9 protein-coding genes are annotated in these 15,237 nt (G+C 70.4%); 3 read left to right on the plus strand and 6 right to left on the minus strand.

The genetic code is table 11. The features are described from left to right. From ABZ532_RS12570 to ABZ532_RS12580, 3 genes are all read right to left on the minus strand, one after another. Window positions 1-2,441 (minus strand): condensation domain-containing protein (locus tag ABZ532_RS12570; protein ID WP_361281724.1); only part of this gene is annotated, 2,441 nt, incomplete at its 3' end. Between the two features lie 51 nt (window positions 2,442-2,492). Further along, window positions 2,493-3,575 (minus strand): MupA/Atu3671 family FMN-dependent luciferase-like monooxygenase, encoded by a 1,083-nt coding sequence (locus ABZ532_RS12575; RefSeq protein WP_361281726.1) that lies wholly within the window; start codon window positions 3,573-3,575, stop codon window positions 2,493-2,495. 31 nt (window positions 3,576-3,606) lie between these two features. Then, a complete protein-coding gene (locus ABZ532_RS12580; protein WP_361281728.1) occupies window positions 3,607-6,651 on the minus strand; it encodes an amino acid adenylation domain-containing protein in 3,045 nt (1,014 codons plus the stop codon). A 421-nt stretch (window positions 6,652-7,072) separates the two neighbouring features. On the opposite strand from ABZ532_RS12580, the gene ABZ532_RS12585 reads away from it, so the two are divergent. After that, window positions 7,073-8,335, plus strand: coding sequence for an MFS transporter (locus tag ABZ532_RS12585; RefSeq protein WP_361281730.1), 1,263 nt, complete (start codon window positions 7,073-7,075; stop codon window positions 8,333-8,335). A 1-nt stretch (window position 8,336) separates the two neighbouring features. On the opposite strand, the gene ABZ532_RS12590 is transcribed toward ABZ532_RS12585, so the two are convergent. Both ABZ532_RS12590 and ABZ532_RS12595 read right to left on the minus strand, forming a co-directional pair. Then, on the minus strand, window positions 8,337-9,905 hold the full coding sequence (locus tag ABZ532_RS12590) for an endo-1,3-alpha-glucanase family glycosylhydrolase (protein ID WP_361281733.1): 1,569 nt from the start codon (window positions 9,903-9,905) through the stop codon (window positions 8,337-8,339). A 197-nt stretch (window positions 9,906-10,102) separates the two neighbouring features. Next, complete coding sequence (locus ABZ532_RS12595) at window positions 10,103-11,230, minus strand: LCP family protein (protein WP_361281736.1); 1,128 nt, start codon at window positions 11,228-11,230, stop codon at window positions 10,103-10,105. A 377-nt stretch (window positions 11,231-11,607) separates the two neighbouring features. Between ABZ532_RS12595 and ABZ532_RS12600 the strand changes: the two genes are divergently transcribed. Next, window positions 11,608-12,987 (plus strand): sugar transferase, encoded by a 1,380-nt coding sequence (locus ABZ532_RS12600; protein WP_361281738.1) that lies wholly within the window; start codon window positions 11,608-11,610, stop codon window positions 12,985-12,987. Window positions 12,988-13,048: 61 nt separating this feature from the next. On the opposite strand, the gene ABZ532_RS12605 is transcribed toward ABZ532_RS12600, so the two are convergent. Then, window positions 13,049-13,993: a GDP-L-fucose synthase gene (locus ABZ532_RS12605; protein WP_361281740.1), complete on the minus strand. Its 945-nt coding sequence runs from the start codon at window positions 13,991-13,993 to the stop codon at window positions 13,049-13,051. Between the two features lie 160 nt (window positions 13,994-14,153). Here ABZ532_RS12605 and gmd point away from each other — a divergent pair, with 160 nt between their 5' ends. Continuing rightward, window positions 14,154-15,167, plus strand: coding sequence for a GDP-mannose 4,6-dehydratase (gmd, locus tag ABZ532_RS12610; RefSeq protein WP_361281743.1), 1,014 nt, complete (start codon window positions 14,154-14,156; stop codon window positions 15,165-15,167). Window positions 15,168-15,237: the final 70 nt, after the last annotated feature.

The raw sequence follows: 15,237 nt of genomic DNA on the forward strand, positions 1-15,237 counted from the left end.
GCACCCGCCACATACAACTCACCCACCACACCCACCGGCACCGGAACCAAACACCCATCCAGCACATACACCCACGTATTCGCCAACCCACGCCCCATGGAGGGCTTGGCGGCGGCCCTGGCCGCGAACTCCGGGCGGAAGCGGTGCGATGTGGTGAAGGTGGTGTTCTCGGTGGGCCCGTAACCGTTGGTGAGCAGCGTGCCGGGGAAGTCCTCCAGCATCCGCCGCACGGCCGCGGGTGACGGCTCCTCGCCCCCGACCCATATGTGCCGCAGCTGCCCGAGTGCGGGGCTCCGCTGTGCGACGAGGACGTTGAACAGCGAGGCGGTGATGAAGGCACTGGTCGCCCCGTGCCGGGCGACCGCCTGCTCGATGCTCAGCGCAGGCGACTCGCCCGGCGGGGCGACGACGACGGTGCCGCCACCGAGCAGAGGGACCCAGAGCTCGAAGGTGGAGGCGTCGAAGGAGTGCGGTGAATGCGCCAGTACGCGGCCGTGGGTGCCGTCCGCCCAGCAGGGGTCGGCGCACAGGGCAAGGATGTTGCGGTGGGTCACCAGCACGCCCTTGGGCCGGCCGGTGGAGCCGGAGGTGTACATCACATAGGCGGCGTCCTGCCCGTCGTTGCCGGGCAGGCTCCGGCCCGTGCCCGGCATCCGCTCGGCGTCGGAGAGCGCCAGCACCGTGAGGTCGTCGTACGCCTGCGCCCAGGCGCTCGCCCGCCGGTGCGCGGACGGGTCCGTGAGCAGGAGGCACGGCCGTGCCGTGTCCAGGATCGCCCGCAGCCGCGGATCGGGGCTCCGCAGGTCCAACGGCAGATAGGCCGCACCGCTCCTGAGCACGGCGAGCAGGGCCACGACCAGGTCCGCGGAACGTTCCATCGCCACCGCGACGTAGCGCTCCCGGGCGGCACCGAGCCCCTGGAGCGTCTCGGCCAGCCGCCTGGACCGGGACTCGAGCTCCGCGTAGCTGAGCCGCGTATCACCGCACAGCACGGCGATGGCATCCGGCGACGCGGCCGCCTGCTCCTGGAACCGGAGGGGCACCGAGCCCTCGGGTACCGGGTGCACGGGGCCCTGACCGGCCTTCAGCAGGGCCTGCCGCTCGGTGTGGCCCATGAGCTCCAGACGTCCGATGGGCAGGGTGGTGTCCGCCACCGCGGCGGTCAGGAACCTCTCATAGCAGCGGGCGAGCCGTTCGGCCGTGGCGTGGTCGAAGAGGTCCTCCGCGTAGACGAGCCGCCCCTCGAGCCCGGTGTCGGTCTCGGTGATGTCGAAGAGCAGGTCGAAGGCGACCGAGCGGTCCCGCCCCTCGGTCATCATCCGGGCCTCGATTCCCGGGATGCGCATGGCGGCGGTGGCGTTGTTCTGGAGGACCAGCATCACCTGGAACAGCGGGTGCCGACCCGCGGACCGCACCGGGTTGACTGCCTCGACCAACTGCTCGAACGGCACGTCCTGGTGGGTGAGCGCGGCGAGCACCCCGGCCCGCACACGGCGCACCAGCTCGCCGAAGTCCGGCTCCCCGGACTTCGCGGACACATCGGTGCGGACCACCACCGTGTTCACGAAGCAGCCGACGAGGTCTTCCAGTCCGGCGTCGGTGCGGCCGGCGACGGGACTGCCGACCGGGATGTCGGTGCCCGCACCGAGCCGGTGGAGCAGTCCGGCAAGCCCGGCGTGCAGCACCATGAACATGCTCGCGCCCTGCTCCCGGGCGACCTCCCGGACCCGGCCCTGCGCCTGCCGGTCGAGGCGGAACGGTGCGACGGCCGCCCGGTGCGAGGCGACGGGGGGCCGTGGCCGGTCGGTGGGGAGGGCGAGCTCCTCGGGGAGGCCGTCGAGGGCACGCCGCCAGTGGGCGAGCTGCTGCGCGAAAACACTGCCCTCGTCCTCGGGCGACCCCAGCACCTCACGCTGCCACAGCGTGAAATCGGCATACTGCACCGGCAGTTCGTCCCAGCCCGGCGCGGCACCGGCCAGCCGCGCACGGTACGCCACCGAAAGATCACGGAGAAACGGCGCCACCGACCATCCGTCAAAGGCGACATGGTGCACCACGACCACCAGTACGTGCTCTTCGCGCCCGAGCGACAGCAGCTCCGCTCGCAGCGGCAGCTCCAGCGCCAGGGCGAAGGGTCGGTCCACGGCAGCGGCCACGGTCCGTTCGAGGGCGGCCGACTCGACCGGACGCACGGGCAGTTCCAGGCGGGCCGCGGCGTCATCGGGCTCCAGGATCTGCTGCCGCGGCTCGCCGTCCTGGGCGGGGAAGAGCGTCCGCAGACTCTCATGGCGCCCCACCACGTCCTGCAGCGCCGCGGCGAGCGCCGGTGTGTCCAGCGTCCCGGACAGGCGGAGCACGACCGACGTGTTCAGGGATTCGTCCCGGCCGTCCACCTCACCCTGGAACCAGAAGCGCAGCTGCGAAAAGGACAGAGGGATCATGTCGTCCGGGTCTCCAAGCCTCAGAGCGTCAAAGAATAAGGAAGAGGGTGGTCAGGCGAATGCTTCGCGGAGTTCGTTCAGGTACCGCAGCCCCTTGAGCACGGTCGTGTTGTCCACGCCGAAGTCGATCAGGCAGGCGATCTCGTCGACACCGATGTCACGCAGCCGTTCCGCGATCTCCCGCACATCGCCCACGGTGCCGAAAAGGCCGCGCTCTTCGACATAGCTGTCGAAGGAACGGGCGACGAGGAAATCGATGTCATCGTCTTCGAGAGCGTCGAAGTCGGCATCCATATCGGGATCGGCATCGGTACCGGCGCCGGGATATCGGGCATCGTTTTCCAGCGAACGGGTGACCAGGTGGAGCGAACTCTTCAGGTAGTCGTGGAGCGGGGCGCGTACGGCCTCCCGAACCGCCGCCCTGTCGTGGCCCAGCAAGGTGTGCAGCATCAGGGCCACATGGCCCTCCTCGCCGCCGTGGGTCTCCCGGTGCACCCGCCGGTATTCGGCGATCTTTCCGGCCAGTGCGCCGATGTCCTGGTGGAGCAGATGCGTGAGCACCCCGGCACGGCTCGTGGCCGCGGCACGGAAGGTGTCCACGTCGCCCGCGCTGGTGATCCAGACCGGGAGTTCCGGCTGCACGGGTGGGGGGAAGATCCGGACCGTGGTCGGCCGGCCGGTCCCGTCGACCACGTCGGCGCTGCCACCGCGCCACAGGGAGCGGACCTGATCGAGGTGCTCCAGGGTGACGCGCTTGCGGTTCTCGTACGAGGTGCGGCTCAGGGCGAAGTCGACCGGGTGCCAGCCCGACGCGAAGGAGACGCCGGCCCGGCCCCCTGACAGGTTGTCGACCACCGACCATTCCTCGGCGATCCTGAGGGGGTGGTGAAGGGGCGCGACCACGCTTCCGGCCCTGATGGCGATGTGCTCGGTCGCGGTGGCCAGTGCCGCGCCCACCACGGCCGGATTCGGATACAGGCCGCCGAACGCGTGGAAGTGCCGTTCCGGGGTCCACACGGCGCGGAAACCGTGCTGATCGGCGAACCTTGCGCCTTCGAGAAGGAGTTCATAACGGCCGCCGTCGTCCTGGCGGCTTCCGCTGTCATCGGCGAAGTAGAAGAGACTGAAGTCCATGTGATCCCCCGTCTTACGTGGTGGGTGGCCGTCAACCGTCAGCCGTCGAGTTCCGGCGCATCCGCCGCAGCGCCGGCCGCGCCTTCGGGGCACTGTCGAGCCGCGCCACGAGATCGGCCACCGTGGGTTCGTCGAAGACCGCAGCGACCTCGAGCTCGACCCCGAACGCCGCACGGATCCTGCTCACCAGCCGGGTCACGAGCAGCGAGTGCCCGCCCAGCTCGAAGAAGTCGTCGTCGATGCCGATCCCGGGCACCCCGAGGAGTTCCTCGTACATCCGGCACAGGACCTCTTCCCGGGAGGTCCGCGGCTTCCGTCCCCCGCTCCTCGGACCGGCTCCGGGCGCGGGCAGGGCGTCGCGGTCGAGCTTGCCGTGTGGCGTCAGCGGGAAGCTGTCCAGGACGACGACGGCCGAGGGCAGCATGTACGAGGGCAGAAGGTCCGCGGCGTGGGCGGTGACGGCTTCCCCGAGGTGCGCGAAGCCGGGCTCGCCGGCGGGGACGCCGGCGTAACGGTCGTACCACCTGTCGTCCCCGTCATAGCTGCCGTCCCGGTCGTACCACCTGCGGGGCATGCCCTCGGCCGTGATCGGTCCCGGGCCCGGCTCGCCGCCCGGGTGCCCTGCGCCGGCGTCGCCGAACTCGGCGTCGAAGTGCTCCGGACCAGGCGTCCGGGACCAGCGCAGTGCGACCTCGAGCCCGAAGCCCTCGCCCAGCCGGACCATGTCCTGCGGGTCCACGCCATCGGCCGGGGTGCGGCCCAGTGCGCGCAGGTCCTCGCTCAGGCGGGCGTTCGGCATCCCCGTGATCCGCAGCGCGGGCGCATCCCCCGCCCGGGCCGCGATCGCCACGGCCTTCCGGATGCCGTCGACGGTCAGGATGTCCGTCCCCCAGCGCAGCCCGGTCGGGACTGCCGCCGCGCCCCGGGGCGTTCGGGGTGCGGTGCGCAGAAGCACGTCGTATCGGTAGCGGCTCAGCTCGTTGGCGCTTGTGGTCCGCTTCAGCCGCGCCTCGCAGGAGGTGAAGCGCGGCGATGAGGCGACGTACGCGGCGAAGAAGTCCGGGTCCACCAGCAGTTCCCGGTCCGCCGCCAGGCAGCGCCGCACGGCCCGGCGGTGCTCCGGGCTGCCCGGTACCGCTCCGGTCCTGTGTGCCGCGACGGCCGCGTGGAAGCACTCCGCGAGGCCACGGTGGCGCAGGTCTCCCACGAACACCGTGCCGCCGGGGGCGAGGGCAGGTGCCACGGACTCCCGCAGCACACGGGCGAGATAGTCCCCGCCGGGGAAGTACTGCACCACCGAGTTGAGGACCACGACGTCGAAGTGGCCGTCCGGCACTCCGGTCGTGTCATGGGCCGGCTGGCTGAGCAGTGTGACGCGCTCGGCGAGTTCCGGGTGCTCCGCGAGGTCGCCGCGCAGGTTCGCGATCCCCCTGGGCGACAGGTCGAGGCCCCAGTAGGACTCGGTCCCCGGGGCGATGCTGGTGAGCAGCAGTCCGCTTCCCACGCCGAGTTCGAGCACCCGCCGCGGTCCGAGTGCCTTGAGGGCGCGTACGGTGTCCGCCCGCCACGCACGCATCTCCGGCAGGGGGATCGCGGTGCCGTCGTAGCTGCTGCGCCAGCCGGTGAAGTCCTCGCCGAAACGGGCCGCGGTCCGGCCCCCGTAGAGGGAGTCGTGGATCCGGCGCCACTCGGCGACCGAGTCGACGTCGGTCCTGCGGCCACCGCCGGCAGCGCCGGATTCAGGCACCACGTAGGCCACGATCCTGTGGTCGCCGTGCCCGTACTCCCGTATCGTCACCGCCGCCCTTGAGACCTGGGGGTGGGCCGCGATCACCCCTTCGATCTCGCCCGGTTCGATCCGGTGGCCTCGCACCTTCACCTGCTGGTCGGCGCGCCCGACGAACTCCAGTTCGCCGACATCGTTCCTCCGGACGAGATCCCCGGTGCGGTACATCCGCGTCCCGGGGGCGCCGTACGGGTCCGCGACAAAGCGCTCCGCGGTGGTCGCGGGACGGTGCAGATAGCCACGGGCCAGGCTCACTCCCGCGACATGCAGCTCACCCACCGCACCGTCCGCTACAGGCCGCAGCCGTTCGTCGAGTACATACACCCGCGTGCGCCGCACCGGCCTGCCGATCGGCGGCGGGTCGGCGGCGCCGGTCAGCGGGCCGCTCATGGTGGCGCAGACCGTGGTCTCGGTCGGCCCGTAGGCGTTGATCAGTGTGCGCCCGGTCGACCAGCGGCGCGCCAGCCGCGCGCCCAGTGCCTCGCCGGCGACGACCAGGGTGCCCACCGTGGGCAGGGCGTCAGGTGACAGCACGCTCAGGACGGCCGGTGGCACGGTGAGGTGGGTGATGCGCCGCTCGTCCAGGACCCGGTGCAGCTCAGGTCCCGGCAGCAGACCGCGGGCGGGCGCCATGACGAGCGTGGCGCCGGCGGACAGCGCCATGGTCAGTTCCCAGAAGAACGCGTCGAAACTGGGCGAGGCGAACTGGAGTACCCGGGAGGCGGGTTCGAGCGCCGTCACCCGCTGCTGGTGGGCCGCCAGATTGGCGAGCCCGGCCCGTGTCACCACCACGCCCTTGGGGCGCCCGGTGGATCCAGACGTGTAGATCACATACGCGGCGCCGGCCGGATCCAGCGGACCGCCCCGCTCGGAGTCCGCGAGATCGGCCGCCGTGTGGCAGCGCAACTCCGCCCCGAGTTCCGCTGAGTCGAGGCAAACGGGCGGCAACGCGCCGGTCACCTCGGGAGGCAGTGCGCTCGCCCCGGTCGTGAGCAGCAGGCCGGGCCGGGCATCGCCGATCAGCTGGGCGATGCGCCCGGCGGGATATTCGGGGTCCACCGGCAGATACGCGGCCCCGGTCTTCATCACGGCCAGCACCGCGGTCACCAGCGCGACCGACCGGGTCGCCGCGGAGGCCACGATCACCTCAGGTGCCGCGCCGTGCCCGATCAGGAGGCGCGCCAGCCGGTTCGCCCCGGCGTTGAGCTCGCCGTACGAGACCACCTGGTCCTCGAACACCACTGCCGGTGCGTCCGGGTTCTTCTTCGCCCAGTCCTCGAAAAACCCCATCAGGGTGGGCGCCCCGGCCGTCGCGGTACATTCGCCGCGATCGGGTAACTGTCGAAGGTCGAAGGATTCCATGGGCGCGGGAATCGTGGCGGCACACTCCGCGCATTCCGTATATGCGGCGCACTCGGCGTATTTGGCCACGGACTCGTCACCACACGCTAAGGCGTCGAGCGGATCATCACCCACGAACGACTCCTCGCCTTGATCCTGGACCCGTGGTGACGCGCACGCGCATTCCTCGGCGTCTTTGACGAGGACCAGGGACTTGTCCGCTCCCTCATTGCGCAACAGTGCGTTTCGACACGATTCAGCGGCCGATCCTAGGCACGCAACGGTCTGTTTTCACAGTGTTGCAGATGGTTATGTGATCTTGTTAACGTTACCCGTCCACCGCGCCGGCTACGAAGGACCCGTTCTCGCGATGACTTCTCAGGACAGCGCACGATTAGGCGGCCTGTGGAACCACCGCAACTTCCGTCTCCTGCTGATCGGGGAGACAACCAGCAAGCTCGGCACCAGCGTCACTGCGGTGCTGCTCCCCCTGCTCGCCGTCGGCACACTGCATGCCTCACCCTGGATGATCGGCCTGCTGACCGCCGCCCCCTGGGTGCCCTGGCTCATCATCGGACTGCCCGCAGGAGCCTGGGTGGACCGGCTTCCGCGCCGCACCATCATGCTCAGCTGCAACCTGGTCTCGGCCACCCTGCTCGTCAGCGTGCCAGCCGCCTGGTGGCTGGACACCCTGAGCATCTGGCATGTGCTCGTGGTGGCCCTGCTGACCGGTGCCGCCTCCGTGTTCTTCTCCACGGCGTACTCCGCGTATCTGCCCTCCCTCATCGACAAGGCCGATCTGATGGACGGCAACGCCAAGTTGCAGGCCGCCGACCAGACCACCCGCGTCGCGGGACCCGGCCTGGGCGGACTCGTCGCCCAGTTCGTGGGCAGCGCCATCGGACTGCTCTTCGAGGTGCTGGCTTACGTCGTGTCGACGGTGTGCCTGCTGTCCATCCGCGCCACCGAGTCCCTGCCCGCTCGTGAGCCGAGACCGATGGTCCGCGAGATAGCCGACGGCCTTCGCTTCGTCACGGGCGACCGCTACGTCCGCACCATCACGGTCTTCGGCGCGGCGGTGAACATGGCGCTGGCCGGGTACCAGGCCACCCAGATCGTCTTCCTCGTCCGATCGGTCGGCGCCGCCCCGGGCCTGGTCGGAATGCTGGTGGCCTTCGGAGGGGCCGGGGGAATCCTGGGCGGGCTCGCCGCGTCACGGGTGTCCCGCCGTTTCGGCACGGCGCGCGGTCTGCTGTACGTCCAACTCGTGGCGTCGCCCTTCGGCCTGCTCATCCCGCTCACCCACGAGGGCCCGGGGCTCGCCCTCTTCGCCGTCGGATCCACCATGATGATGGCCGGTCTGGTGGCCTGCAACGTCATCATCGTCAGCTTCCGGCAGTCCTACTGCCCACCGGGGCTCATCGGACGCGTCACGGCGACCACGCTTTTCGTCAACTTCAGCACGATTCCCCTCGGCGCCCTGCTCGGCGGGGCGATGAACACCGTCCTGGGGCTGAGGCCGACGATGTGGGTGGTCTGCGCCGGCCTCTGCGCCACGAGCGGCATCCTGCTCTCGGCTCCCCTGCGACGGCTGCGGGATCTGCCCGTCTCGCAGCACGTGCCTGCGGCCTGACTCACCGCCTGCTGGACACCCCGTAGTACTGAAGGTCCTGAACACCGGGAACGGGCTGCACCGGGTAGCGGGTCGTGACGTATGCGACGGTGTCCCCGTCGCGGCTGACCACGACCTCGGTGCGGCCGGTGCTCAGGGGCAGGGCCCTGGCGTACGGTCCGGCAGGAGCGCCGTGGACACGGGGCACATCGCCCACACGCGCGGTGACCGTGGCGGGCGCGGTGAGGAAGGTGAGCACCTCCACCTGGTCGCTCGCGGGCGCGGTGCCCGGGCGGGGGCGCATCAGCAGGGGATGCTTCGCGGCACTGGTCGTGGACGTGAACTGCACGCGTGAGGTGATGTATGCGGTGTCGCGGACGATCCGGGGCCAGCTCCCCGTCTTGAAGCGGGTGAGGTAGTAGGAGGAGATGTCCAGGTAGGTGTGGCCGTTGTGCAGCGAGGGGGCGAACTGACTGCCCTCCGAGTAGTCGTTCCAGGTGGTGAGCTGCACCCAGTCCGCGCCGTCGGCGATCGCGTGGTTCCAGGTCGAGCGCAGGGTTGCGGTGTTGCCCGCCTCGTCGTAGACACCCTGGTTGGGCCGGACGTCCTGCACGGACACGGCCTGCATCCACTTCTTGCCGAGGGAGCGGGCGAGCTGGATGTCGTCGGGGACGCCGTCCTGCTGGACGTAGCTGCGGTTGCCCCAGGACGAGAAGGTGTCGCTGATCGGCGCGAACCGCTCGGCGTTCGCCCGGAAGTCCAGGAAGACCGGGACGAGCGCGGTGCCGATGCCGTGGTCGCGCAGCCGGTCGACGACCTGGCTCCACCAGGCGGGATCCTGGGCCTCGGCCTTGAACGGCGAGACCACGAGGCGCCCGTCAGCCAGCCGGTACGCGGACGGGGAGGCGGCGAGCAGGGCGAGTTGGTCGGCGAGCGTGCGCGGGTCGGTGTCCAGGGAGGTCATGTCCGGCATCAGTACGATGCGGAATCCGGGGTCGACGCGTTGCGCCGCGCGCAGCAGCAGGTCGACCCGCTCACGGTTGGTGCCGGTAAGGGAGAGGATGTCGACGGTGAACCCGTCGATTCCGGCGTCCCGGGCAGTCCTCACTTCCCTTTCCAGGTTGGCGAGTTGCCAGTCGCCGCTGCTCGGCTGCACGGGCAGGGGCCGGTCCCGCAGCAGTCCGCCGTAGGCCGCGTGCTTTCCCTTCTCGCCCTGGGGCGTGAGGTAGTTGCGGGCGTAGTAGTCCTGCGTGGCCGGCTCGTTGTCGAACGAGAGCGGGTACGGCGGGAAGTAGTGCGCGAAGACCTGGTGCGGGCTGCGGCGCAGCACGTCGGCGGCCGGCAGGTCGAAGGCGAGCGCCTGGCTCGGCTGCCCGGTGGGGGTCTCGGTGGCGGTGGGCTGTGGGTCGCGGGTCGGCCGGCCATCGGTGGGCGCCGGGGTCCGCGGCGCGGAGGGAGTCGCGGTGGGCTCCCAGTCGGGGGGCGGCTCGGTGGCTGGCGCGCTCGGCCGCGCGGCGCTCGACGGGGTGGACTCCGGACCGTCGGCCAGCCCGGCGCCGGCGGCCAGTCCGATCAGTAACAGACCGAGCACGGCTCCGAGTACGGCGCGTCTTCGGCCTCCCGACGGCTTGCGGTGGCGGTGTGCTGGACGAGCCTGGTGATGCGTCATGGGTGTCCTCCGCGGACTCCGGCGGGCCGCAGGGCGCAACCCTGGCGCAAGCATGGACTGTTTTGTGTGCGGGTGCAGCGCTGCCGGACGGGCGAATACGGCGATCCCCCGCCGACGGTTCAGGACGTGGTGGCGCCGAGCCGGTCGGTTTTGTGCGACCGCAGATAGGAGTCGACCTTGCCCTCCCGCATGGACTGCCACAGCTCCGCGCCGGCGCTGTTGTCCAGGAGGACCACGGACTGGCCGGATATGGTGTCGGTTCCCTTGGCGGGCGCGTTCATGAACACCATGGAGCCGGGGCGCACGTTCCTGTTGTCCCAGAGCAGTTCGCGCAGGTCACCGTCGCTGAGCCGGTCGTCGACGCTGACGGCGGCGGTGAGGTCGTCCAGCACAGCGGTGGCCTTGGCGGGGTTGGAGAAGGTCGAGGGGCGCATGACCTTCCCGAGCAGGGTCCGCAGGAAGTACTGCTGGCGGTGGGTGCGGTCGAAGTCCCCGCGGGCCAGGTGGTGCCGCTCGCGTACGTAGGTGAGGGCCTGCGTGCCGTTCATATGGCGGTTCGCGCCGTCCACGACGAGGTCCACTCCGCCGACGGAGTCGGTGAGGTGCTTGAACCCGTCCCAGTCGATGACGGCGAGATGGTCGACGCGCACCTTGGTCAGCCGCTGCACCGTGTCGATGAGCAGCGGCGGTCCGCCCCACGAGAAGGCGGCGTTGAGCTTGGACTTGCCGTGTCCGGGGATGTCCACCCACGCGTCACGCGGCAGCGAGACGACATACGCGCCGGAATGGTCGTCCGGCAGGTTGACCAGCATCATCGTGTCGCTGCGCTGGGCGCCGTAGGTCCACTGGGGGGCCTTGGCGTCACGGCCCGTGGTGGGCAGATCGGAGCGGCTGTCGACCCCGACGAGGAGGAAGGTCTGGCCGCCGTGCGACGGAGCGGGCCGTGCCGCTTCGGGTACCTCCGTCGGGAAGACGCCGGAGATGCGGTCGACCTTGCCGGTGTAGTGGTCGACCGTCCACCAGGCGACCCCGCCCACCATGAGCAGGCCGACGGCGAGCAGTGTCAACGCCCCGATGAGGACCCGGCGCGCACGGCTTCTGCGGCGCCGGGGCTGCTTCCCGGCGGCCCTGGTCGTGTCACCGGCACCGGCTTCTCCCGGAGTCCCGTCGGACACACCGGCCGGGCGTTCGGCCGCCGCTTCGTCCCGGTCCTGAACAGCGGCGTCGGCCGCATTCCTGTCCCCCACCACGCACCCCCGCATCGCCGCGATGCGACCCCTTCCGCATCGGGCGCACACTGTAACCATCGCGTTCGATGTTCGTACAGATTTCCGCCAAGCTCACCGCCCGGCACCAACCTGCGCACGGTATGCGGTTTCATATGGCACGGCACTTGTCGGTGACGTTCACGTAAAGGCACCCAAGCGAGCACAAGTTTGCCGTACCGTTCACCATCGTGTCACATGTTCGACGAATAGACGTTCGTGACACGGGTAGCTCACACAGCCGAACGTGCCTGGGGGGGTACATGTGGGATGTTCAAGCAGCTGAATCCGACCGATCACGCAAGGCCCGCTACCGGGCACGCGCTTCGCTGTGGATGGGACGCAAGTCCCGGTGGTATGTGTCCGCTTCGCTGATCACCGACCTTGTCGGCGCCGGCGTGCCGGTGGGGCTGATGCTCTACGTCACCCACCAGCCGTGGGCCGTGGCGAGCGGCATCGTCGCCGGGTTCGCCTGGGCCGGCGTCCAGTCGTTCCGTTCGCGCTACGCGGCCCGGGCCATAGGCGAGGACCGGGGGGCGCTTCCGGTGCTCCACGACTGGTTCATCCTGCTGGGGGTGCTTGCGGTGGGGCACGCCGCGACGGGGGTGCGGCTGCGCGCGCCGCTGTGCCTGGTCGCGCTGCTGCCCGCCCTGCTGCTGACCCTGCTGTGCCGCAAGGCGGTGCACCGTCACCTCGCGGCGGAGCGCCGTAGCGCGCAGGCGGTGATCAAGGTGCTGGTGGTGGGGGAACCCACCGCGGCCGACAGCGTCGCCGCGCACCTCGCCGCCCGCACCGACCATCCGTACGTGGCGGTGGGCGCCGTACCCGTGGGCGACGGCGAGTTGGGCTCGGGCATCCGGACCGGTAACCGGCTCGACGCGGCGGCGCCCCAGTGCACCGCGGAGGACGCCGAGCTCGTCGTGGGCGCGGTGCACGGGCTCGGCGCCGACCTGGTGCTGGTCGTCCCGGGTGCCGCGCTCTCCGGGGAGCGGCTGCGCCGGCTCTCCTGGGGCCTGCACGACGCCGGGATCGAGTTGTTCCTCGCGCCCGGCCTGGTGGAGGTGTCCGTCAAGCGCCTGGAGACCGCTTCCGCCGGCGGAATGTCGCTGCTGCGGGTGGCCCCGCCGACGACGGAGGGCGTACAGCCCGTGCTCAAGCAGGTCCTGGACCGCAGCGCCGCCCTTCTGGGACTGCTCGCGCTTGCTCCGGTGCTGCTGACGGTCGCGGCGGCGGTGAAGCTGTCATCGCCGGGGCCTGTGCTCTACCTCCATGAGCGGATCGGCCTGGGCGGACGCCCGTTCGTGATGTGGAAGTTCCGCAGCATGCGGGTGGGCGCCGACAGTCAGAAGGCCCAGCTGGCCCAGGAGAACGAGAACGACGGGCCGATGTTCAAGATGCGCCGCGATCCCCGGGTCACCCGGGTCGGTCACTGGTTGCGCCGCACCTCGCTCGACGAACTGCCCCAGCTGGTCAACGTCCTCAAGGGTGACATGTCCCTGGTAGGCCCGCGGCCCCCGCTCGCCGACGAGGTGGCCCACTACACGCCCGTCGAGTGGCGGCGGTTGACCGTCCGGCCGGGGATGACCGGGCTCTGGCAGATCAGCGGGCGCTCCGACCTTTCCTGGGACGAGACCGTCCAGCTCGATCTCAGCTATGTCGACAACTGGTCGTTCACCAGTGATGTGGACGTCATGGCCCGTACGTTCCGCGCCGTCGTCGACGGCCGCGGAGCGTACTGAGAGGGACGCCGTGGCCGCACAGCACCCCGGCGCCCGGAGGCCCGGCGACCGGCCGGACCCGTCAGCTTCCGAGACCCTCGCGCCAGTGTGCGTAGGTCGAGGCGATGCCGTCGCGCAGTGGGATCGCCGGCTTCCAGCCGAGCCCCGCCAGCAGGGAGATGTCCAGCAGCTTGCGCGGAGTGCCGTCGGGCCGGGCTGTGTCCCAGGCGATCCGGCCGGTGAAACCGGTGACCTCGGCGACCGTCCCGGCCAGTTCCCGGATGGTGAGGTCGCTGCCGCAGCCGACGTTGACCGGCTCGTCGCCGTCGTAGGAGCGCAGCAGCAGCGCGCAGGCGGCGGCGAGGTCGTCGACGTGCAGGAACTCCCGGCGCGGGGTACCGCTGCCCCACAGCACGACCTCCTCGCGCCCCTCGGCCGCCGCCTCGTGGAAGCGGCGGATCAGGGCGGGCAGGACGTGCGAGGTCTCCAGGTCGAAGTTGTCGCCCGGCCCGTAGAGGTTGGTCGGCATCGCGCTGATGTAGGAAGCGCCGTACTGGCGCCGGTACGACTGCACCTGGACGATGCCCGCGATCTTCGCCAGGGCGTAGGCCTCGTTGGTGGGCTCCAGCGGGCCGGTCAGCAGCGCGTCCTCGGTGATCGGCTGGGGGGCGTGCTTGGGGTAGATGCACGACGATCCCAGGAAGAGCAGACGGCCCACTCCGGCCGCGTGGGCTCCGGCTATCACGCTGAGCTGGATCTGGAGGTTCTCCTCCAGGAACTGCACCGGCTGTGTGCTGTTGGCCATTATGCCGCCGACCTTCGCGGCGGCGAGCACCACCGCGTCGGGGTGCAGGGCGGCCAGCTCCGCGGCGGTGCGCGCGGCGTCGCGCAGATCCAGTTCGGCACGGGTACGGGTGATCACCTCGTGCCCGTCGGCGGCGAGCCGGCGGGCCACGGCGGAGCCCACCAGGCCACGGTGGCCGGCGACGAAGACACGGGCACGGTCGGGCAGCAGCGATGCGGTCATGGACCGGATCATGCCAGGCGTCGCGTGATCGGTACGAACACACCCGCAATTCGAACGACTTTTGCCGTAGTTCACCACGTTCACGACATAAGGCCCGCGTATCGCGGGCGCACGAACCGGAACCGCCCCCCGGCGGGTCCGGCAGGGAAGGGAACACCGCATGACCAAGACCGCGCTGATCACCGGCGTGACCGGGCAGGACGGCTCGTATCTGGCGGAGCTGCTGCTGTCGAAGGGCTACCGGGTGCACGGCCTGGTGCGCAGGTCGTCCAGCTTCAACACCGAGCGGATCGATCACATCTACCAGGGCCCGCAGGAGGCCGAGCGCAGTTTCGTGCTGCACCACGCCGACCTCTCCGACGGGGTGGCGCTGGTGAACCTGCTGCGCGAGATACAGCCGGACGAGGTGTACAACCTGGGTGCGCAGTCCCATGTGCGGGTCTCCTTCGACGCGCCGCTCTACACCGGCGACGTGACCGGTCTGGGCGCGATGCGGCTGCTGGAGGCGATCAGGGCGAGCGGGGTGCAGACGCGGATCTACCAAGCGTCGTCCTCGGAGATGTTCGGCTCCACGCCGCCCCCGCAGAACGAGGACACCCCCTTCCACCCGCGCAGCCCGTACGGCGCAGCGAAGGTCTTCGCCTACTGGGCCACCGTCAACTACCGCGAGGCGTACGACATGTTCGCGGTCAACGGCATCCTGTTCAACCACGAGTCCCCGCGCCGCGGCGAGACCTTCGTGACCCGCAAGATCACCCGCGCCGTCGCCCGGATCAAGGCCGGTCTCCAGGACCGTCTCTACCTGGGCAACCTGGACGCGGTCCGCGACTGGGGGTACGCGCCCGAGTACGTCGAGGCGATGTGGCGGATGCTCCAGCACGACGAACCCACGGACTACGTGGTCGCCACCGGAGTCCCCGCCACGGTGCGGCAGTTCGTGGAGACCGCGTTCGACCACGTCGGTCTGGACTGGAACGAGTACGTCCGCTACGACCCCAAGTACGAGCGTCCCAGCGAGGTCGACGCGCTGATCGGGGACGCGTCCAAGGCCCGCGAGCTGTTGGGCTGGAAGCCCACCGTCCTGGTGGAGGAACTCGCGCGGATCATGGTCGAGGCCGATGTGCGGCAGGTGGAGGACCAGCTCGCGGGGGCCTCGGTGCGCATCGACCGCTGACGCGGCCGGGCACGCAACGTCGCCGCTGGTAACGGATGGGAACACCGGCTCCATGAGGGCGGCGTGAACA

Origin of the sequence: Streptomyces sp. NPDC019396 (assembly GCF_040632375.1) — a bacterium.
In the GTDB taxonomy this organism is placed as follows: domain Bacteria; phylum Actinomycetota; class Actinomycetes; order Streptomycetales; family Streptomycetaceae; genus Streptomyces.

What these genes read in the sequence shown, in the direction of transcription:
- ABZ532_RS12580 (WP_361281728.1), bottom strand. Translation starts at nt 6,651, where the DNA reads ATGGGGTTTTTCGAGGACTGGGCGAAGAAGAACCCGGACGCACCGGCA.
- gmd (WP_361281743.1), top strand. Translation starts at nt 14,154, where the DNA reads ATGACCAAGACCGCGCTGATCACCGGCGTGACCGGGCAGGACGGCTCG.
- ABZ532_RS12575 (WP_361281726.1), bottom strand. Translation starts at nt 3,575, where the DNA reads ATGGACTTCAGTCTCTTCTACTTCGCCGATGACAGCGGAAGCCGCCAG.
- ABZ532_RS12605 (WP_361281740.1), bottom strand. Translation starts at nt 13,993, where the DNA reads ATGACCGCATCGCTGCTGCCCGACCGTGCCCGTGTCTTCGTCGCCGGC.
- ABZ532_RS12585 (WP_361281730.1), top strand. Translation starts at nt 7,073, where the DNA reads ATGACTTCTCAGGACAGCGCACGATTAGGCGGCCTGTGGAACCACCGC.